At 68.1% G+C, this 18,771-nt stretch carries 16 protein-coding genes and 1 pseudogene; 5 read left to right on the forward strand and 12 right to left on the reverse strand.

The features are described 5' to 3' along the window. Positions 1 to 289 precede the first annotated feature (289 nt). Positions 290 to 1,168, forward strand: a complete 879-nt coding sequence (locus ABZ348_RS13080; protein WP_358932316.1) for a lytic polysaccharide monooxygenase — start codon at positions 290 to 292, stop codon at positions 1,166 to 1,168. 86 nt (positions 1,169 to 1,254) lie between these two features. On the opposite strand, the gene ABZ348_RS13085 is transcribed toward ABZ348_RS13080, so the two are convergent. After that, positions 1,255 to 3,609: a SpaA isopeptide-forming pilin-related protein gene (locus ABZ348_RS13085; protein WP_358932318.1), complete on the reverse strand. Its 2,355-nt coding sequence runs from the start codon at positions 3,607 to 3,609 to the stop codon at positions 1,255 to 1,257. A 634-nt stretch (positions 3,610 to 4,243) separates the two neighbouring features. Here ABZ348_RS13085 and ABZ348_RS13090 point away from each other — a divergent pair. Next, positions 4,244 to 4,633 carry a hypothetical protein gene (locus ABZ348_RS13090; protein ID WP_358932320.1) on the forward strand — a complete coding sequence of 130 codons (390 nt, stop codon included), beginning with the start codon at positions 4,244 to 4,246 and terminating at the stop codon, positions 4,631 to 4,633. Between the two features lie 71 nt (positions 4,634 to 4,704). Here the strand turns inward: ABZ348_RS13090 and ABZ348_RS13095 are convergent, their stop codons facing one another. From ABZ348_RS13095 to ABZ348_RS13105, 3 genes are all read right to left on the reverse strand, one after another. Further along, a complete protein-coding gene (locus ABZ348_RS13095) occupies positions 4,705 to 5,997 on the reverse strand; it encodes a nucleotide sugar dehydrogenase (RefSeq protein ID WP_358932599.1) in 1,293 nt (430 codons plus the stop codon). A 216-nt stretch (positions 5,998 to 6,213) separates the two neighbouring features. Then, positions 6,214 to 7,407, reverse strand: coding sequence for a glycosyltransferase family 2 protein (locus tag ABZ348_RS13100; RefSeq protein WP_358932322.1), 1,194 nt, complete (start codon positions 7,405 to 7,407; stop codon positions 6,214 to 6,216). 25 nt (positions 7,408 to 7,432) lie between these two features. Then, positions 7,433 to 7,582, reverse strand: coding sequence for a hypothetical protein (locus ABZ348_RS13105; protein WP_358882005.1), 150 nt, complete (start codon positions 7,580 to 7,582; stop codon positions 7,433 to 7,435). 735 nt (positions 7,583 to 8,317) lie between these two features. Between ABZ348_RS13105 and ABZ348_RS13110 the strand changes: the two genes are divergently transcribed. Continuing rightward, positions 8,318 to 10,225, forward strand: coding sequence for a TerD family protein (locus tag ABZ348_RS13110; RefSeq protein WP_358932323.1), 1,908 nt, complete (start codon positions 8,318 to 8,320; stop codon positions 10,223 to 10,225). An 80-nt stretch (positions 10,226 to 10,305) separates the two neighbouring features. Then, positions 10,306 to 11,571, forward strand: a complete 1,266-nt coding sequence (locus ABZ348_RS13115) for a cation:proton antiporter (protein ID WP_358932325.1) — start codon at positions 10,306 to 10,308, stop codon at positions 11,569 to 11,571. A gap of 63 nt (positions 11,572 to 11,634) precedes the next feature. On the opposite strand, the pseudogene ABZ348_RS13120 reads toward ABZ348_RS13115, so the two are convergent. Both ABZ348_RS13120 and ABZ348_RS13125 read right to left on the reverse strand, forming a co-directional pair. Continuing rightward, positions 11,635 to 13,272: pseudogene (locus ABZ348_RS13120) on the reverse strand (NAD(P)/FAD-dependent oxidoreductase). Between the two features lie 23 nt (positions 13,273 to 13,295). Then, positions 13,296 to 13,781, reverse strand: coding sequence for an SRPBCC family protein (locus tag ABZ348_RS13125; protein WP_358932327.1), 486 nt, complete (start codon positions 13,779 to 13,781; stop codon positions 13,296 to 13,298). A gap of 282 nt (positions 13,782 to 14,063) precedes the next feature. Here ABZ348_RS13125 and ABZ348_RS13130 point away from each other — a divergent pair, with 282 nt between their 5' ends. Then, positions 14,064 to 15,182, forward strand: coding sequence for a glutamate--cysteine ligase (locus tag ABZ348_RS13130; protein ID WP_358932329.1), 1,119 nt, complete (start codon positions 14,064 to 14,066; stop codon positions 15,180 to 15,182). Positions 15,183 to 15,215: 33 nt separating this feature from the next. Here ABZ348_RS13130 and ABZ348_RS13135 read toward each other — a convergent pair whose 3' ends face one another. The 6 genes from ABZ348_RS13135 to ABZ348_RS13160 all read right to left on the reverse strand — a co-directional run bounded on the left by ABZ348_RS13135 (position 15,216) and on the right by ABZ348_RS13160 (position 18,614). Continuing rightward, positions 15,216 to 15,677 (reverse strand): Asp23/Gls24 family envelope stress response protein, encoded by a 462-nt coding sequence (locus ABZ348_RS13135; protein ID WP_358932331.1) that lies wholly within the window; start codon positions 15,675 to 15,677, stop codon positions 15,216 to 15,218. A 128-nt stretch (positions 15,678 to 15,805) separates the two neighbouring features. Beyond that, positions 15,806 to 16,084, reverse strand: coding sequence for a gas vesicle protein K (locus ABZ348_RS13140; RefSeq protein ID WP_358932333.1), 279 nt, complete (start codon positions 16,082 to 16,084; stop codon positions 15,806 to 15,808). After that, positions 16,081 to 16,308, reverse strand: coding sequence for a gas vesicle protein (locus ABZ348_RS13145; RefSeq protein ID WP_358932335.1), 228 nt, complete (start codon positions 16,306 to 16,308; stop codon positions 16,081 to 16,083). Before ABZ348_RS13145 ends, ABZ348_RS13140 begins: the two co-directional genes overlap by 4 nt. Before the next feature lie 5 nt (positions 16,309 to 16,313). Beyond that, positions 16,314 to 17,123, reverse strand: coding sequence for a GvpL/GvpF family gas vesicle protein (locus ABZ348_RS13150; RefSeq protein WP_358932337.1), 810 nt, complete (start codon positions 17,121 to 17,123; stop codon positions 16,314 to 16,316). Positions 17,124 to 17,142: 19 nt separating this feature from the next. Beyond that, positions 17,143 to 17,502 carry a gas vesicle protein gene (locus tag ABZ348_RS13155; protein ID WP_358932339.1) on the reverse strand — a complete coding sequence of 120 codons (360 nt, stop codon included), beginning with the start codon at positions 17,500 to 17,502 and terminating at the stop codon, positions 17,143 to 17,145. Beyond that, positions 17,499 to 18,614: an SRPBCC family protein gene (locus ABZ348_RS13160; protein WP_358932341.1), complete on the reverse strand. Its 1,116-nt coding sequence runs from the start codon at positions 18,612 to 18,614 to the stop codon at positions 17,499 to 17,501. Before ABZ348_RS13160 ends, ABZ348_RS13155 begins: the two co-directional genes overlap by 4 nt. Positions 18,615 to 18,771: the final 157 nt, after the last annotated feature.

The raw sequence follows: 18,771 nt of genomic DNA on the forward strand, positions 1-18,771 counted from the left end.
ATGCACGCATCTGCCGGGTCCAACCGACACGACGGTGACGGAGGCCCCGTTCACGTGATGGAACGGCGTGGATCGCTGGTGATTCAGCGCCGCTCCCGGGCCTTGGACGGCCCAGGTCACGCTTGCTTCCGGCCAGGGGAAGCCCCATCGCAGCCCGTGCGAACACCCTTGCTATTGGTATGTACCAATGCGATCCTGCTGGAGCAGAGCACCGCCCCAACGCCCCACGCACGGGCCGGTGTTGCCAAGAACCTCCGGACGTCCCCTACGCGTACGAGAGTGAGCCGTCATGTCTGCCACCCGCCGCCGTCTGGCCGCAGCCTCCGCCGTCTTGTCCACGGCGACCTTCCTGTCCCTGATGCCCTCCCCCGCGACCGCGCACGGTTCCGTCTTCGGTCCGGTCAGCCGGGTGAGCGCCTGCTTCGCCGAAGGCCCCGAGAACCCGAAGTCCCAGGTCTGCAAGGACCTCGTCGCCGACTCGGGGACCCAGCCGCTGTACGACTGGAACGAGGTGAACATCGCCAATGCCGACGGCAGGCACCAGCAGATCATCCCCGACGGCAAGCTCTGCTCCGCCAACCGCCAGAAGTACCGCGCCCTGGACTGGGCCCGTACCGACTGGCCCGCCACGGCGGTAACTGCGGGTGCCTATGACTTCAACGTGCGGATCACCGCCGCGCATCTGGGCACGATGACGATGTACATCACCAAGCAGGGCTTCGACCCGACGAAGCCGCTGAAGTGGTCGGATCTGGACCCGACTCCGGTGGGTACGTACTCCACCCCGCGCGTCAAGGACGACGGCTACTACCGGTTCACCGGCGCCCTCCCCGCCCGCACGGGCCGCCATATCGTCTATAAGGTCTGGCAGCGCCACGACAGCACCGAGGCGTTCTACGGTTGCTCGGATGTCGTCTTCGGTACGGCGACGGCGTCCACGGCGTCCGTGGCCAAGGCTCCGACCGAGGCGAAGATCGACGCGGGCGCATCACGCTCGACCGTCAGCCACGCCGGGCACGGCGGGGACGAGCACGCGCCCGCGCCCGTCTCCGCCGAGGCACAGCCCGCCGACTCTCCGCTGGCAGGCGCCGTGATGTGGGCAGGGGGCGCCGCCGTGTTCGCCATGGGTGCCCTGCTCTTCGGCCGCGGTCGCCGCAGGACGAACTGAAACGGTCCCCTGAACGGATGAGGGCGCGGACCCGGCGGGTGTGCCGGGTCCGCGCCCTCGGTCAGGCGGAGGTGTGGGTCAGGTGATCAGTCCTTGCCGCCCTTGCCCTTGCCGGGTTCGCCGCGCTTGTTGGTGATCTCGATTTCGAGGCCGTCGGCGGCGTTGTCCACGGTGAGGGTGTACGGGCCGAAGACCCGGTCGTCGGGCAGGACATAGCCCTCGGGAACCGCGGTTTCCAGGAGGTAGTACCGGCCGACGGGCAGGCCGCTGAAGACGCACTCACCGCTGGTGTCGGTGGAGCAGCCGTTGCCGATCTCGGTGTCGGGGTCGGTTCCGGTGGTTTGGAGGCCGGCGACGTTGTTGGTCTCGCGCCAGAGTTCGAAGACCGCGCCGGCGAGGGGGCGGCCGTTCTTGTCGTCCTTCTTGTGGAGGGTGATCTTGCCGTTGGTCGGGGTCTTGGTGTTGCGGGCGGTGATGGTGATGCCGTCGGAGGCGTTGACCTGGGTCAGCGGGAGCGGGCCGAAGACGGGGTCGGCCGGGAGGTCGTAGCCGGCGGGTGCGGCGGTTTCGCGCCAGTAGTAGGTGCCCGTCTCCACGGTGCGGGTGCACTGCCCGTTGGCTCCGGTGGTGCAGGAGCCGTTGACACGGGTGTCGGGGTTGGCACCGCCGGTTTGGAGTCCGAGGACTCCGTTGGTCTCCTCCCACAACTCGAACACGGCGCCCGCGAGCGGGTCACCGCTGTCGGCGTCGACCTTCACCACGGTCACGTCACCGGTGACCGGGGTGGGCGGAATCGCGGTGTCGCGGGCGGTGACGGTCACACCCTGCGAGGCGTTCGCCTCAGTGAGGACCAGCGGCCCGAAGACGGGGTTGGCCGGGAGGGTGAAGCCAGGCGGTGCGATGGTCTCGCGCCAGTAGTAGGTGCCCGTCTCCACCGTCCGGGTGCATTCGCCCTGGGTGTCGGTCAGACAGGGCGTGCCGATGCGGGTGTCGGGATTGGCGCCGGTGGTCTGAAGCCCGGTCACACCGTTGGTCTCCTCCCACAGTTGGAAGACCGCGCCGGCCAGCTTGGCACCGGTCTCGTCGTCCACCTTCACCACGGTTACGTCACCGGTGACCGGGGTGGGCGGAATCGCGGTGTCGTCCGCAGTGACCGTGACACCCTGCGCGGCGTTGGCGGCGGTCAGCACAAGGGGGCCGAAGACCGGATCGGCGGGGAGTTGGTAGCCGTCGGGGGCTTCGGTCTCGCGCCAGTAGTAGATGCCCGTCTCCACGGTCGCGGTGCAGATGCCGTTGGTTCCGGTGGTGCAGGGCAGGCCGATCTGGGTGTCGGGGTCGTTGCCGCCCGTCTGGAGGCCGGGGGTGCCGTTGCTCTCCTGCCACAGTTGGAAGGTCGCCCCCGCGAGCGGGTCGCCGCTCTCGTCGTCCTGCTTGACCACGGTGACCGCACCGGTGATCGGCGGTGTCACCCCGGTGGTGTTGGTGAACGTCACCGGCGCCGCACGGTACGCGCCACCGTTGGAGTCGTTGAGCGTGGCGCCGCCGCCCGCGAAGAACCCGCCGACCTCGGTGGCCGCGATCAGTGCGCGGTCGTACTCCTGGAGGTAGGGCCAGGCCAGCAGCGCGTCCTTGAGGGCCTGGGTGACGGGGATGTAGGTCACCAACTGCGCGACGCCATTCTGCGACGTCGACTGGAGCCGGTACCCGGCCGCCCACTCCGCCGGGGTGATGTACTCGTACGCGGTCAACTGCCAGCCCGCGAGCGGGTCCGTGTTGTAGGCGGTGCCGTCCGTACCGGTCTGAGAGGCGTAGATCGCGGTGCAGCACACGCCCCCGACCCCGCCCACCGAACCACCGAGGTTCTTGTTGGTGAACAGGATCGTCCGACCGGCCACCGAACCGGCCGAACCCGGGGCCAGTTGCTTGATCGCCGTCATGGAGAAGTGCTTGGTGATGGTGGTCACCGTGACGGTGCCGCCCGCGTCCACGGTGATCGGCAGGATCTTGCCATTGCCCAGGTAGCCACCCCGGCCGCCGGAGAAGTAGGCCCGCTCACCGGACGCGGTGACATACAGCCCCGAGTCGTCGAAGTGCGACCCGGCGGGAAATCCGCCGCCGATCCAGTAGCCCAACGACCAGTCCGGACCGATGCCGAACTGGGTCAGGTCCCGGTACCCGAGCAGATTCCCGTTGGAGTCATAGTCCCGCTCGTACTGGACCACGTAGTAGGTGTGGGTGGAGTCCACCGTGACATCGGTGCACGAACCCCCCTCCACCTCGTACAACTGCCCGCCGAGCAACTCCGGACTCGACGGGTCCAGAAGCCCGTCGGGGGTGTCGAGATTCGCGGCCACCTGCCGCTGACTCGGCACCCCCGACATCCCGGCGTAGATCTCGTCGACGAACTCCCCCGGCGACACCCCCGCGTCATAGACCGCCATGTACGTGGTGTGACCCGGGGGAAGCGGCTGCTCCGTGCTGACGTCCCCCGTCGAGAACGGACCTCCGTCCACACTCCGGTCCGCACACAACCGGAGCGTCGCCGCAGCCCGCGCCACACGCTCCTCCGCCTGCGCTGGTACCACGCCCCCCGCAAGCGACAGCGGCAACACCGCCGCACACACGCCCACCAGGGCACCACGCCACCACCGGCCCCTCCTACGGGCCCGACCGGGCGCGGCACTCCCAGCCGTCAACTCCTCGAACACGGCACTCTCGCCGCTCTCTGTCTGCATGATCACGCATCCCACCGCCCGGGGCGGGTTGCTGGATTCGACCCGCCCACACCCATCGGTGGGAACCACCCGTCCGTCCCATGCGGACAACCCGTACAGCCCCCACCGCGCGCAATGACCACAGCAGCACACCGTCCGGACATCCGAGCAGGGAGTTGCGGGCGCGCCGCTGACCGGGTGAAGTGCGGTCGATCCGAGGTGAAAGGCGCGGTCACCGTGCCTAGGCCGGTGCAGTATCCGGTCAAGATCACATTATCGGGAAAGGTGCACGGCGAGCTCTCTCGCCACAGCCTTCGCCCACCTCCCCTCACCGGTTGGCATACAACCAGAAGGAGTCTCCGTGTCGTTGAGAAGACGTATCTCGCTGGCCGTCGCGGTCGGCGCAGTGGCCGCACTGCCCCTGACCGCCACATCAGCAGCGGCCGCCGATCTGGACGCCCCCAATGCCCGCGCGGCTGCCAAGGTCAGTGCCGCCGGCACTCTCCTTTCGGGCAAGAACGTCGTGTCGTCCCAGCGCGTCGCGAAGGGGCGCTACTGCGTCAAGGTGAACAGCAGCGTCTCCTTGCGGAACGCGGTGGTCCTGGCGACGCCCAACAGCGGTAGACAGACCACCCTCGACGTCCGCCGCGCGCCGACCGGCACCTGCGGTCGCGACCCGAGGTCGATCACGGTCTACACGTACAACGCCGGCTACTACGCCGACACGTGGTTCACCGTCGCCGTGCTCTAGCTTGCCCCCTCTGCCCGACGGCACGTGCCGCCGGGCAGGGGAAAGGTCTCGGAAGCCTCGTACGGCCGATGTCACAGGCGCTCGACGGAGGAGCCGGCCGGTGCGACACCACGGGTGTCGAGCACATAGGGGGCCTCGGCAACCACCTTGCCGAGGTCGAACTCGGGGTGGGCGGTGAGGATGAGCACGGCGTCGTAGTCGCCGGCGGGATCCATCTCGCCGAGGACACCGGGCTCGGTCGCCGCCGCGTGCGGGTCGACAACGGTGACGACGGCCCCCTTGGCCCGCAGGATGTCGATGGCGACACGGGCGGGGCTCTGCCGTACATCGGAGCTGCCAGGCTTGTAGGACAGCCCGAGGGCGGCGATCGTCGAGCCCTTGAGCGGCTTCCCGCGGGCATTGAGGCCGTCCTGAAGGCGCCGCACCACATAGGCGGGTTGCTGCTCGTTGATGTCCTGAGCGAGTTCGACGAAGCGGAACGACTCGCCCAGTGTTGTTCTGACGTGATGGCTGAGGTAGACGGGGTCGACGGGCAGGCAGTGGCCGCCCACTCCGGGGCCGGGGGTGAACTTCATGTAGCCGAAGGGCTTGGTCTCTGCCAGTCGCAGTGCGTCCCACAGGTCGATGTCGAGGGTGTGGGCGAAGCGGGCCAGCTCGTTGACCAGGGCGATGTTGACGTGTCGGAAGGTGTTCTCCAAGATCTTCGCCAGTTCCGCGCTCTCCAGGGTTCCCGCTTCGTGCACGGTTGCGGTGACGGTCCGGTAGAAGGCGCGGACCCGTGCGACACAGTCCGGTGTCAGACCGGAGATCACCTTGGGGGTGTTGGCGAACGTCCACTCCCGGTTACCGGGGTCGATCCGTTCGGGGCTGTAGCCGGCGTGGAAGTCCTCACCCGCGGTGAGTCCGGACGCCTCCTCCAGGAGGGGGATGAGGACGTTGCGCGTGGTGCCGGGGTGGGTGGTGGACTCCAGGACCACGGTCTGGGCCTGCCCACGGATCAGACCGCGCGCCAGTAGGGAGCCGGCCGCGCGGACATGGCCGAGGTCCGGCATTCCGTCCCTGAGCGGTGTCGGTACGGCGATGACCGCAACGTCCCATCCGGGGTTCAGCGCCACCGGGTCGGATACGGGAAAGTAGCGTCTGCTGGCGAGCGCGGTTCTCAGCTGCCGGCACGGAACGTCCTCGACGTAGGAGTCCGCTTCCCTCAGCCGCCGGCAACGCTCGCGGTCGGGTTCGTAGGCGACGACCTGGTGCCCCGCCTGCACCGCGGCCATGGCCAGGGGGAGCCCCACATAGCCCTGGCCCGCGATCAGAACGCGTAGGACTCGACCATCGACACCCGAGTCTGACGATGCATCAGAAATCACCGTCAGCTGGGACGGGCCACTTACGCCTTCCTGAACCATGACGGACACATGACCATAAATGGTGCAGTATCGGCAAGCTCCTCGGGTGCGGCGGAAGTGGAGAACACCTCCGGCCCCTCCCGAGCGGCAGAGCCGGGCACCTTCGGACCGCGGGGCCGGCTGATCTCGTTGATCGGGGCAGGTGACGACCGGTCGCAGGGGTCGTCAGCAGTGTCACACCATCGCACCCCGGGTGGCCCAGCCCATCCTGCGCGTCTGTGTCGCCGCGTAGTACATCGCCGGTCGGATCACCATCATCTGATAGGCCAACAGCACCGGCGTGAGCAGCAGCCACAGCATCAAGCGCAAGCGGAACGTCATCTCGGGCCGTTCGAGGTACAACGACGTCTGCATGTACAGGAGAACCAACCAGTACACGATCATCTGCCAGTACACCTGGCCGCCCAACAGCGGAATGGCTACGAGCACATAACCAACGATCAGCGGATACAGCACCACCAGTGTCAGATTCCAGCACCGCAGCGCAAGTGGCCAACCGGTGAAGTTCCGGATCTCCCAGGGCAGATACCGCATGTATCCCTTGAACCAGCGGGTCCGCTGCTTAAAGGTCCCTCGGTAGGTGGACGGCATCTCGAACTGCACCACGGCCTCATCGACGGCGACCACCTGGCCGCGCTGTAGTGAGTAGTGGGACAGCCGTCGATCGTCACCGAAGGTGCCCTCCGTCAGGTAGTCCTCGGCGTTGTCCCAGAGGATGCCCGCCCGGTAGATCGCGAACGCCCCAGAAGTGGGCACCACCGCACCGATCGAGGACCGGGCCCGGCGCATCACCATATTGCTGAGGTTGATCTCCAGATCCTGCACCCGTGTCCAGAGCGACTCGGTGCGGTTGAGCACAAGGCACGAAGCACTGGTCGCGGCCTGAACCACCGGATCGGACAGGGCGCGGAGCAACTGTTCGATCCCGTCCGGTGCGACGACACTGTCACTGTCCACCGTCACCACGAAATCGGCCCACTCGGCAGCGTCGACATGTGCCAACCCGGCCATCTGGGCACCCCTCTTGCCGGTGTTGCCCTGCCGTATCCACACCACGCCCGCCAGGTCGAGGGGCTCGACCGGCGTATCGGATCCGTCGTCCACGACGATGATCCGCTCTGGCGGTCTCGTCTGCGCCACCAAGGACCGGACGCACGCATGGAGCAGGTCGGGGCGCTCGTTGTAGGCCGGCACGACGACCACGACGCGACCTTCGGCAACCGGGAGATGCGCGAACGAGCGCCGTCGCGCGGAGGAACCGAGCATCCACATCAGCGTCGCCGCGACGGCGATGTAGAACACCCCGGTGACGTCCCAGGTCGTGTTCCCCACCTGCCAGTGGAAGGCGATGATCAGAGCGGCCGTCATGATGACGACCGCCCACGCACACGCCTTACGCGTTCTCACGTCGCCGCCAGTACCGGATCACGAGGATGCCGATCACCACCACCAACAGCCCGATGCCGATGAGCCAGGACAGGCCCACCGTCACCCCTCCGATGGTGATGGCCAGCCCGGTCCTGGGCAGCGCGTCGTCATACATGCCGGCAATCCCTTGGCGTACTCGACTCTGACGGTGCGTCAAACATCGCAGTCGCGCGCTGAAGGACGGTGGGGGAAGACGGAATCTGCTCTGTTGGGTGATCTTCTGGTCTCACAAAACCACGATGCCCCCTATAATCCGCACATATCGCATTCCGGGATGCTATATCAGCCAGATAGCCCTGAAACGTCGGGGCCCTCTGGGCACTGGCTTGACCCGGCCGGATGATCTTGAAGTGATCGAGACCGGGTACGGCGGTTCAGCCGGACCGCGACCCGGGGAAGCCCTGTTGATCCGGGCACATCGGGAAAGGTCGCCGGTGGTTGTACGGAGTCGTGGGTACGGAGTCGTTCAGTCTGATGCCATTGGGTCGGAGCCGTTCGTACGGGAAGAGCGCCCTCGGCTGGTGCCGGGCCGGCGAGGCTTCCGTGCCGTCCACTTCGACGACGCTGACCGGTGTATCTCCCGGCAAGGGTGGACTGCCGCCCGAAGGTGGTCGGGTTCGCGCGTGATGAAAGATCACGGGTCGATTCCAGGAGTACGCACCCAGGCAGGGGCTCACCCGACACCGTCGGCATCGGGTGACCCACGCGTGCGTACGCAGTGTGGTGTGCATACAGCGGTCCCTCGGCATGCGACAGCAGGCAACACGATCGTCCGGTCATCGTATTCCGTGCGAGGGCAAATCGTCATACAGGTTGAAGGAGAGGTGCATTTCGGCTCATCCTTGGCGACATGAGTCTCGTCTCCTCCTTCGACTTGTCCTCACTCGGCGACTACGCCCACGATTGGGCCCTCGTCGATGTGGAAACCTCAGGACTCATGGCCCGACGGGACCGGGTGCTGTCCATAGCAGTCATCACGATCGGTCCGGACGGCGAACAGATCGGGGAATTCTCGACGTTGCTCAATCCCGGCTGTGATCCGGGACCGGTTGAGGTACACGGACTGACCGTGGAGCGCTTACAGGGTGCGCCGACCTTCGAGCAGGTCGCCGGTCGGATCGGGGCGATGCTCCAGGACCGGGTTCTGGTCGCCCACAACGCCCAGTTCGACTACGACTTCCTGGCACACGAGTTCGCCCGTGCCCGCATGTGGCTGCCGGTTTCACAACGACTGTGCACTCTGACGTTGAACCGCCAGGTGGACCCGCCGACGGACGACATGAAGCTCGGCACCCTCGCCGCCCACTACGGCGTACCCCAACAACACGCTCATGATGCGCTGGACGACACCCGGGTGCTCGCCGGCATCCTGCGGGCGTCACTGCGCGAGGCAGCCCAGCTCGATCTGCCCTTGCCCCTGGTCCTGTGCCCGCCCCGGGCCGAATCGCAGTTCTCGCCCAAGCCGCCGAAGACCCCCTGTGCCTACCGCAATCCTGGGCGGCTGGCACCAGGCGGACCGCTCCGGCAGGGGATGAAGGTCGCCATCACCGGTGAGACCGCCCACGCACGAGCAGAGTTGACGGGACGGGCCGTTGCCGCCGGGCTCAACATGATGAGCTCCGTGAGTCGACACACCAGTGTGTTGGTCACCAATGAACCGGCATCCGATTCGGCGAAGGCACGACGTGCGCTCGCCGAAGGCGTTCCGATCGTCGACGAGCACACCTTCCTGGCGCTGTTGGCCGAAGTGCGGCCGGGGACGGCGCACGAAGCGACGGCCACCGTGGTCACTCCGGTGGATCAGTCGGGAGCGGAAGCAGTCCTTGCGCCCGTAGAGCCGGTGCCAGCCGCTCCCCTTGCCGCGCCCGCCGCGGAAACAGCGCCCCTCCCTGCGGCCTCCCCCAGCTTGCCGGTACCTGCTCCGCGCCGGTCGAGGCCGGTCGCCGCAAGCCCGGACAGGCCCCTGGCCGGACGGCGGGTGCTGGTACTCGGGGGTGTCCATGCCGTTGCTGCGGCTGCTCGTACCCGTGTCGTCGAACTCGGTGGCTCGGCGGCCGTCAATCTGTCCGCCAGCGTCACCGACGTCGTGCTGTTGGAAGGGGGCGAAGGTGATCGACGCATCAGACGCATCACCACCCTCGAACTCCCCGTGCACGACCTCCACTGGTTGACCGCTCCCACCGCCGCTTCCCTCACCAGATCGGCGTTCCGGCCTCAGGAGCCGCTCGTGATGCCGAGGGGCGGAGTCGTCGATCTGCCCGTGGCCAACGGCAGGCGCACACCAAAGTGGTATGTGACCGCCGGCTGGGCACCACAGACCGACTACGAGATCGATGTCGTCGCCTTCCTTCTCGATGAGGACGAACAAGTGGCCTATGACGAGGACTTCGTCTTCTACGGAGCTCCGGAGAGCCCGACCGGGAGCGTGCGGCTGCTGACCGGCGGCCCTGCCGAACAGACCATCGCCCTGGATCTGGCTTCTCTGCCGCCCGCCACGCGCAAGGTGGTCATCGCCGCGGCCATCGACGGCGTCGCGACCTTCGGGGCGGTCGGCGCGATCCAGATCGGTGCGGCCTCCGGCAGCAGCGGGGCACCTCACGCCCGGGCCACCCTGGACGCCGCCACCACCGAACGCACCATGCTCCTCGCGGAGATCTACCGCAGGGGTCCGATCTGGCGCCTACGCGCCGTCGGCCAGGGCTACGACCACGGCCTCGACGCCCTCGCACGCGGATACGGCGTCGACATCGCCGACTGATCGCGCCCCCGCCGGGAAGTCGCTACTTGACCGGGGAGAGTCCATCGGGCGAGTCGGGCCCTGTCGAGAGGGCGGTGAGGGTGACCCCATCCGATGTCGTGTATGCCGCTCTGGGCGTCGGGGTGCTTGCCGCTGCCGTGTTGCCGCGGTTGGTTTCGCGGCGGCCGTTGTCGATGCCCATGGTCTTCCTTGCGGCTGGTGTGGCCGTCGCCTTGTTGCCGGTCGGGCTGCCTCGTATCGACCCCGTGCAGGACCGTCTCTGGGTCGAGCACCTGGCCGAACTCTGTGTGATCGTCTCGCTCATGGGCGCAGGGCTCGCCCTTAACCGGCCGTTCGGCCTGCGGGCCTGGGCCGGGCCGTGGCGGCTGGTCGGGATCACCCTGCCCCTGACCGTCGCCGTGACCGCCGCGCTGACCTGGGTGCTCCTGGGCTGGCCTGCGGCGACGGTGTTGCTGGTGGGAGCGCTGCTCGCGCCCACGGATCCGGTGTTGGCGGCCGAGGTGCGGGTGGGTGAACCGAGCGGCGACGAGCACGACGAGGACGAAGTACGGTTCACGCTCACCGCGGAGGCCGGTCTCAACGACGGGCTCGCGTTTCCGTTCGTGCTCGCCGCGACGGTCCTCGCGGCGGCGGGCGGGGTGTGGTCCGACGGGGAGTGGATGCGGTGGTTCGCCGTCGACGTGCTGTTCAAGGGCGTGGTCGGCGCGGTGGTGGGGCTGGCGAGCGGACGTCTGCTCGGGTGGATGTTCTTCCGGGCCAGGACATCGGCCTTCCGTCTTTCCGAGCACATGGAAGGCTTCGTGGCGCTCGCCGCCACCTTCCTCTCGTACGGTGTGGCCGAACTCCTCTACGGCTATGGCTTTCTGGCCGTCTTCGTCACCGCGTGCGCGATGCGCGCCGCCGAACGCAGCCACGGCTACCACACCGTGCTCCACGGCTTCACCGAGCAGGTCGAACGGCTGCTGACCGCCGGGCTCCTCTTCCTCCTCGGGTGCTACGCCGTCACCGGCGGCTTTCGCCACCTCACCTGGCAGGCCGCTCTCGTCGGCGTTCTGCTGCTCCTGGTCGTCCGTCCCGTCACGGGCTGGGTCGCCCAGTACGGATTCGCCGCCGGGCCCCGGGAACGCATCGTCACCTCCGTGTTCGGCCTGCGGGGCATCGGCTCCCTCTTCTACCTCGCCTATGCGCTGGGGCAGGACGACTTCGGCGGGCTCGCCGACCAGTTGTGGGCGCTCACCGCCTTCACCGTGATGCTGTCGGTCCTGCTGCACGGTGCGACCGCCAGCCCCGTCATCCGACGCCTTGACCGTCTGCGGGGCCAGCGCCCTTCGGACACTCCCCCGTAGACGGGGCCGTGAACTCGCGCACTGACTTTCTGTCAGGCCCTGTGGGAAGCCGTGGGCGGGGGGCTATCCGGGCTCGGTGGGGTTGGGGGCGCCCGAGCGGTTCCGGTGGGAGAGTGCGCGCTGCGTACGGGTGAGAAGGCTGCTGGGGGATCGTTTCCGCAATGCGGCACGGGCCGCGTTGGCGCCGGGAGCGCCATGGACCCCGCCGCCGGGGTGGGCTCCGGCAGAGGCGAGGTAGAGGCCCTTGACCGGGGTCTCCGGCCGTCCGGTGCCCGGGACCGGACGGAACAGGAGTTGTTGGTGCAGCGCGGTGGTGCCGCCGTTGATCGCACCGCGGCGCAGATTGGAGTTCATCGCCTCCAGGGTGGGCGGGGCGAGGATGCGACGGGCTGCGATGCGGGAGCGGAACCCCGGTGCGTACCGCTCGATCTGTGCCTCGATGCGGTCCGCCATGGTGTTCTGCTGCCCCTGGTCCCAGGTGCCGGTGAGCCCGTCGTCTCCGGCGTCGCCCTTGGGCCGGTGCGGGACGTGCGTGTAGGCCCATGCCGATTCGGTGCCCGCGGGCGAGCGGGTGACGTCGGCTGTCGTCATCTGGCCCACCAGGGCGAACGGCCGAGCGGGGATCCGGTCCATCGCCAACTGTCCGGCGAAGAGGGTGAGGCCGTCCATGCCGTCGGCGACGTGGACGGTACCCGCAGTGCGCGCCTGTTCGGCGGTCCACGGCACGGGTCCGTTGAGCGCCCAGTCGACCTTGAAGGTGGCGAAGTCCCATTGGAACCGTTGGAGATCGGCGAGCAGTTGGCCGGGCAGATGACGGGAGTCGACCAGGCCGCCGTAGAGAGCGGGTACGGACACGTCCGCCAGCACTGCCCGCCCGGCCTGCACCGTTTCCCCGCCCTCGGTGCGTACGGCCACCGCCCGGCCACCGCGAACGACGATCTCCACGACGCGTTCGCCACAGCGCACCACACCACCTCGATCGTGCAGCCGCGCGACCAAGGCCGCCGTGAGTGCCCCCGCACCACCGACGGGTGCGGGAAAGCCGTGGGTCTGACCGAGCATGGACATCAGCCAGCCGAAGCCGCCGCTGCCCGCCGCCTCCGGGGCGAGATCGGCGTGCAGCGCATTGCCCGCGAGCAGCAGTCGGCCCGCCTCACCGCGGAACTCCTCCTCGCCCAGTCTGCGGACGGGCAGGAGCATGGTCCGGGCCAGCCGCAGGCCGCCCGCGCCCCGGAGCCTGGCGGCCAGTCGGGCGGCGGAGCGCACCGGCGGGAAGGGGGTGAACAGTGAGCCGAGTATGTCCGGTTCGAGTCGCTTCCAGACGGCACACAGGTTCTGCCAGGCGGCGCCGTCGCCTTCGGCGAACGCCTCCAGTCAGGCGGCCGTGTGGTCCTGGTGGCGTTCCAGGACCGCGCACCGGCCGTCGGCCAGGGGATGCGCGAGAACTCGGGGCGCATGCGCCCACTGCAAGCCGTAGTCGGAAAGCCCGAGCTTCGCCAGGACCGGGGAGGCCGCGGCCATGGGATAGAAGGCGCTGAAGAGATCGCTCACGAAGTCCGGGTGGACTCCCCTGTCGCTGCGTACGGCGCCACCGGGTTCCGGTTGCGCCTCCAGGACCTCGACGCTCCAGCCGGCGTCCGCCAGCAGATTCGCCGCGACGAGCCCGTTGGGGCCGGCGCCGATCACCACCGCGTCCAGCATCACTGCCTCCCGGTCAGCTGTCCTCATGCGCGGGACGAGGACCCCCGGTGTGTCCGGGTTGCCTCACCCGTGGATCGGGGCGTCCCCTCGACGACGTCGGCGAGCCTGCGGAGCATACGGCGGTGCCGCAGCTGGAGCAGTGCGTCGAGCGCTGCGTTGTGCAGGTGCCCACCGGGGCCGCGCAGGGGGTGCTCATCCACGATGACCAGGGCGTCTTCGCCCCAGGGACGTATTTCGATCGCGATCCGGGCGGTCCCCAGGCGTCCGCTGTCGGCCTCCAGCTCGATGCGGCGGGGTGGCTCCACATCACGGACGATCGTTTTCCCGGTTCCGGACCACGGACCCAAGCTGACGGTGTACTCGATCGTCGAGCCGAGGCCCGGCCAGTCGCTCCCGTCCTGTCGGGACTCGTCCGGACCGACCACCCACTCTCCGTAGCGAGATCCATCGGCAAGCACGGCCCACACCGCCGCGGGCGGTCTCCGGATCAGCCGATGACGCACTGCCATGAGTCCTCCAGCAACTCGTCGGGGAGTTCGTGGACCCGTATGCCCAGCGTAGGGCCCCCCACTCACCGCGGCCTCCCCACAGTGTTCGACCGGCCCCGGGCGGACGTTGTCCGGCCCACTGTCCACACTGGGAGGAGGGCCCACGCATAGGGGCGTTGTGGCCGGGCAACCGGAAGGAGCGGCAGGTGCGGCGGTAGGGCCGCCCGGACCGGCGCCGATCGAGGGCAGTGTGTCCGATCCGCTACTCACAGTGGCAGCGGCTGAGTAGGGCGGAGAGCGTTGATGGTGCGGAGTGTGGGCGTGGAGGAGGAGCTCCTCCTCGTGGATGCCACCAGCGGTGAGCCACGGGCGCTGGCAACGGCGGTGCTGGCCGCCGCTCGTCGGGAATCGGACGACCGCGACGAGGTGTTCGAGGCGGAGTTGCACCGTCAGCAGGTCGAGTTCGCCACCCGGCCGCAGACGGACATGAGCGAACTGGCGCGGGAGATCGATCGCTGCCGGGCCGAGGCGTCCAGGCATGCGGAACGGCACGGGGCGACGGTCGCAGCGCTCGGGACGTCTCCGCTGCCGGTCAGCCCCTCCCTCGGGTTCGACGAGCGGCATCGGTGGTTGGAAGAGCATTTCGGGCTGACCACACAGGAACAGCTCACCTGTGGCTGCCACGTACATGTTTCGGTCGAATCCGATGAGGAGGGAGTCGCGGTCCTCGACCGTGTCCGCCCCTGGCTGGCCGTTCTGCTGGCGCTCAGTGCGAACTCACCGTTCTGGCAGGGGCAGGACAGCGGGTACAGCAGCTATCGGAACCGCGTGTGGGGGCGTTGGCCCTCGGCGGGGCCGGTGGAGGTCTTCGGCTCGGCGGATCGGTACCACGAGCAGGTACAGGACATGATCAACACCGGTACGCTGCTGGACGAGGGGATGATCTACTTCGACGCCCGGCTCTCCCACACCTATCCCACGGTCGAGATCCGCGTCGCAGACGTCTGTCTGGATTCCTCCACCACGGTGCTCGTCGCCACACTGGTCCGCGCCCTGGTGGAAACGGCCGCACGGCAGTGGCAGGCAGGACTTCCGCCTCCCCGCCACCGCGTCGAGTTGCTGCGACTGGCCTCCTGGCGAGCCGCCAGGTCAGGACTGGAGGGCCAGTTGCTCCATCCGCTCACCATGCGCGGCGCCCCCGCTGAGACGGTGGTGCGCGCCCTGTTCGACCACGCCCGGGAAGCGCTGGAGGACAGTGGTGACCTCGTGCCCGCTCAGGACGCCCTGGCCGAACTGCTGAAGAAGGGCACCGGCGCCCGGGCTCAGCGCGAACTGCTGGCCCGGACGGGAAATCTGCGTGACATGGTCACGGAATGTGCCCGCCGCACCTGCGGTGAGGTCCGCCCAGCGGCCGAGAAGTAGACGTCCACCACCACGCGATACCCGCTCCCGGGTTCACTGCACCCGGGAGCCTGACCCGCCGTCCGAGCCGCCACCGGAGGAACCGTCCCCGTCATCGTCGCCCGGAACATGCACGTCAAAGACGTTGATGTTGATTTCGACGACCTCCAGACCCGTCATCGTCTCCACCGCGTCCGTCGCGTGGACCCTGATCTGATCGGCGAGTTCATGGATCGGGATGCCGTACTCCACCTCGACGTCGACGTCCATCGCGGTCTGCTTCTCGCCCACCTCGACCTTGACGCCGCGTCCGGCCCCGGACGACCCGGAGAGTCGTCCCGTAACGGCCCCGACCGCCTTCGTTGCACCGCGGCCGATGGAATGCACGCCCTCGGTCTCGCGGATCGCGATCCCGGCGATGGTCGCGATGACGGAGTCCGCGATGGTGGTCTTGCCGCGGGCGGAAGGTTCGGCCTTCCGGTCAGTGGCCGTGGTCCCGCCTTCGATGTCAACCATGACTGCCTCACAGACGCTTGCTGCGACAGGGGCTGTGCACGCCCCGGATGGCCCCCATCCCACTGTGCGCCCGCAGGAAACCATCCGCCATGGGGAACGCTCCGCACACCGTGTACGGAGGCCGACCGTCAGTGACGTGGCAGCAGTGAACCGAGGGGGCCGAGATCCAGATTCAGGTCCTCCGGGCGCACTCCGTGCTGCGCACACAGTTCGGCCATCCGTTCGTCGAGCAGCATGAGGGTGGTCCCGATCTCCTCAACCTGCTCGGCGCTCAGATCTCCCTGTTCCACCCGTCGGATGGCCTGTCGTTCCATCAACTGCCGTAGGAGTTCGACCACGGTGAGGACCAACGCAACGAGGTCACGCCCCATCTCCTCGGAACGCACGTCCACCCGTGAACCCGTCACAGCGGCCCACCATCGGCCCAGGGCGCCGGGACCCGCTCGCTGACCGACGACAGCAGCGCGTGCAGCGACAGCCGTACGAGAGGCACGTCCGCGATGGCGATGACCAGATCCCCACTGATCACCACCCCGGTGGCCAGCACCCGGTCCAACAGGTCGACGAGCGGCACCCCGATGGGTCCGCTCAGTGGTTCGGAGCCGTCCCACGGCACCACGTCACGCGCCACTGCGGTCACACCTCACTGACGAAGGAGTAGGGAACCCACGGCCCGGAGAGCTCGATCCGAGTGCCCGTACGTTCTTCCAGTACGCCGGCCAGTGCGGCGAACTCGGCCGCCCGGTGTTCGGCGACCAGATACGTGGCGTTGAGCACCTGTACCCGGCGGGGGTCCTGGTCGTCCGGGAGGGCGGAGCGGAGCTTTCGGGACGCGGCAGCGAGCTGCTGTAGTTCGGCGTCCACGGACTCCGCGATGTGCAGGGCCTGTTCCCTCCGACGCTCACGACGCTCCTGGATGCCACGCTTCCGGTTCAGATAGGCCAGGCCCGCTCCGGGAGCGATGGGTGCCCGTCCGGCCGCCGGAGTCGGCCTGCTCGGGGCGGAGACCGGCTCGTCGACCGCGTACACCTTCACCCCCCATTCGGAGTGTTGTGCAACGCGCCGCAGCGCCGTGTGGAATCGACCCGCTTCCTCGGTCAGGGTTCGACGGACCCTCCCGTCGTCGTGGTACAGCGTGGCGAGGGGCAGGGGAACCGTGGCGCCACCCGCCGAGACGGCGGACACCACTGCGTGGTGCGCCCGTGCGTACGTCTCCAACGCCTGCCGGTCGGTCAAGCGCGTCTGCCAGACGTCATCCGTGTAGTCGGCCGCGGGGACCGTCTGGACGACCGCCGACAGTGCCCCGGCCGGCAGGACCCGGACGGTTCCACCGTCGGGCATGCCCGGCAGACCACTGACACTCGCCCCGTGGGAACCGCCGTCCCGGCAGACCGCGAACACATAGGTGGCACCGGAATCAGAAGCCGTCGCGCCCGAGTGTGTCATGTGTACTCGTCTTCCTTGGTCACGTCTCGTTCCGTTCCTTGGTCACGTCTCGACCCGCGGAGTCGTCCGCGGGGGCTTCGAGTGCCTCCAGACGATCGCGCAGTTCACGGTTCTCGTCCTCCAACGCATGGCGGCGCGCCCGGGAACTCAGTGCGGGGTCGGTCTCCCACCAGTCGATGCCGGCCTTCTTCGCGGTGTCGACGGATGCCACGAAGAGTCGGAGCCGGATCGTGAGCAGCTCGATGTCCAGGAGGTCGATCTTGATGTCCCCGGCGATGACGATGCCCTTGTCGAGGACGCGTTCGAGGATGTCGGCGAGGTTGGTGGTCTGCGGCCCTGGCGTCGGCTGCCCCGCCTGCCGGAAGTCGACACTGCTCACCGTGAAGCCCGCCGCCCTCGACGCCGACGAGCCGGAGGCTCCTCCTCGTCCGGTTCCTCCTCCTCTTCGTCGTCGTCCGACTCGTCGTCCTCGGGTTCGTCCGACTCCTCGTCGCCTTCGTCGTCTTCGTACTCGTCTTCGTACTCGTCTTCGTCGCCGTCTTCTTCCGGTTCCTCGTCTTCGTCGCCGTCTTCGTAGGCTTCGTCGTCGTACTCCTCGTCCTCCGACTCGTCCTCCGGCTCATCTCCCTCGTCCGGCTCCTGTTCGTCCTCGGATTCCTCCTCGGCCACGGCGTCCTCGTGGGAGACGACCACCTCGCCGTCGCGGATCTCTCCACGCCAGCCCTCCGGCTCGTCCTCGCTGAGGGTGACGTAGCGCTGGAAGTGCTTGAAGTCCAGCCGGATGCGTCGGCCCTGCACGCGCCAGAGGTTGCCCGTCTTCTCGAAGAACCCGGACGGGTAGTACTCGACGACGAGCACGATGCGCGTCAGACTCGGGGCCAGTTCGTGGAAGCTGACAGCGCCACGCGTCGTGCCCTTGGGGCCCTCCGACGTCCAGACGATGCGGTCGTCGGGAACCTGTTCCTGCACGGTGGCCTTGAAGCTGCGTGCGGAGGGACCGATCTTGACCTTCCAGTCGCTGAGGGTCTCTTCGCTCTTCGAGACGTCCTGCACACCCTTGGCGAAGCTGCTGAACTCCTCGTACTGGGTCCAGGCGTCGTACGCGGTCCGCAGGGGCACTCCGACGTCCAGGACCTCGACGATGTTCATGGACTTGCCACCGCCGGACTTGCCCTTGCCTTTGCCCTTGTCCTTGCCTCCGCCGAACGTGTCCTTCGCCTTGTCCACAACCGTGTCCTTGACGCCCTTCGCCTTCTCGGAGACCAGAGCCTTCACGGGTGAATCTCCCTGCAGAATGCGCGCGCCCGCCCCTGGCAGCACACCACCGTTCTCCACGATTCCGCTCAACTGCTCGGTGACGTCGGTCAGTTTGCCGCCGGCCTTGTCCACGAGCTTCTGTACCTGGGCGCTCGCGAACTTCGCTAGTTCCTCCTTGAGCCGATCAGCGGCCGACTCCTCCGGAGCGTCGGGCTCTTCTTTCTTCCTGGCCATGACTCACTACCTCCGGCGATCGGTGCGCTTGGAAGCTGTCCGCTTCGACGACGTGGTCTTCTTCGCGGTGGACTTCTTGGCCGGAGGGGATTTCCTGGCCGCCGACTTCTTCGCAGGGGCCGACTTCTTCGCCGCAGGCTTCCTCGCCGAAGTGGAA

It is taken from the genome of Streptomyces sp. NPDC005963 (assembly GCF_040638655.1).
In the GTDB taxonomy this organism is placed as follows: domain Bacteria; phylum Actinomycetota; class Actinomycetes; order Streptomycetales; family Streptomycetaceae; genus Streptomyces.

Bases quoted from the DNA above. Each gene is read 5' to 3' on its own strand.
- ABZ348_RS13080 (WP_358932316.1), top strand. From the start codon at position 290: ATGTCTGCCACCCGCCGCCGTCTGGCCGCAGCCTCCGCCGTCTTGTCC.
- ABZ348_RS13085 (WP_358932318.1), bottom strand. From the start codon at position 3,609: ATGGCGGTCTATGACGCGGGGGTGTCGCCGGGGGAGTTCGTCGACGAG.
- ABZ348_RS13100 (WP_358932322.1), bottom strand. From the start codon at position 7,407: ATGACGGCCGCTCTGATCATCGCCTTCCACTGGCAGGTGGGGAACACG.
- ABZ348_RS13105 (WP_358882005.1), bottom strand. From the start codon at position 7,582: ATGTATGACGACGCGCTGCCCAGGACCGGGCTGGCCATCACCATCGGA.
- ABZ348_RS13110 (WP_358932323.1), top strand. From the start codon at position 8,318: ATGAGTCTCGTCTCCTCCTTCGACTTGTCCTCACTCGGCGACTACGCC.
- ABZ348_RS13125 (WP_358932327.1), bottom strand. From the start codon at position 13,781: ATGGCAGTGCGTCATCGGCTGATCCGGAGACCGCCCGCGGCGGTGTGG.
- ABZ348_RS13130 (WP_358932329.1), top strand. From the start codon at position 14,064: ATGGTGCGGAGTGTGGGCGTGGAGGAGGAGCTCCTCCTCGTGGATGCC.
- ABZ348_RS13135 (WP_358932331.1), bottom strand. From the start codon at position 15,677: ATGGTTGACATCGAAGGCGGGACCACGGCCACTGACCGGAAGGCCGAA.
- ABZ348_RS13150 (WP_358932337.1), bottom strand. From the start codon at position 17,123: ATGACACACTCGGGCGCGACGGCTTCTGATTCCGGTGCCACCTATGTG.
- ABZ348_RS13160 (WP_358932341.1), bottom strand. From the start codon at position 18,614: ATGGCCAGGAAGAAAGAAGAGCCCGACGCTCCGGAGGAGTCGGCCGCT.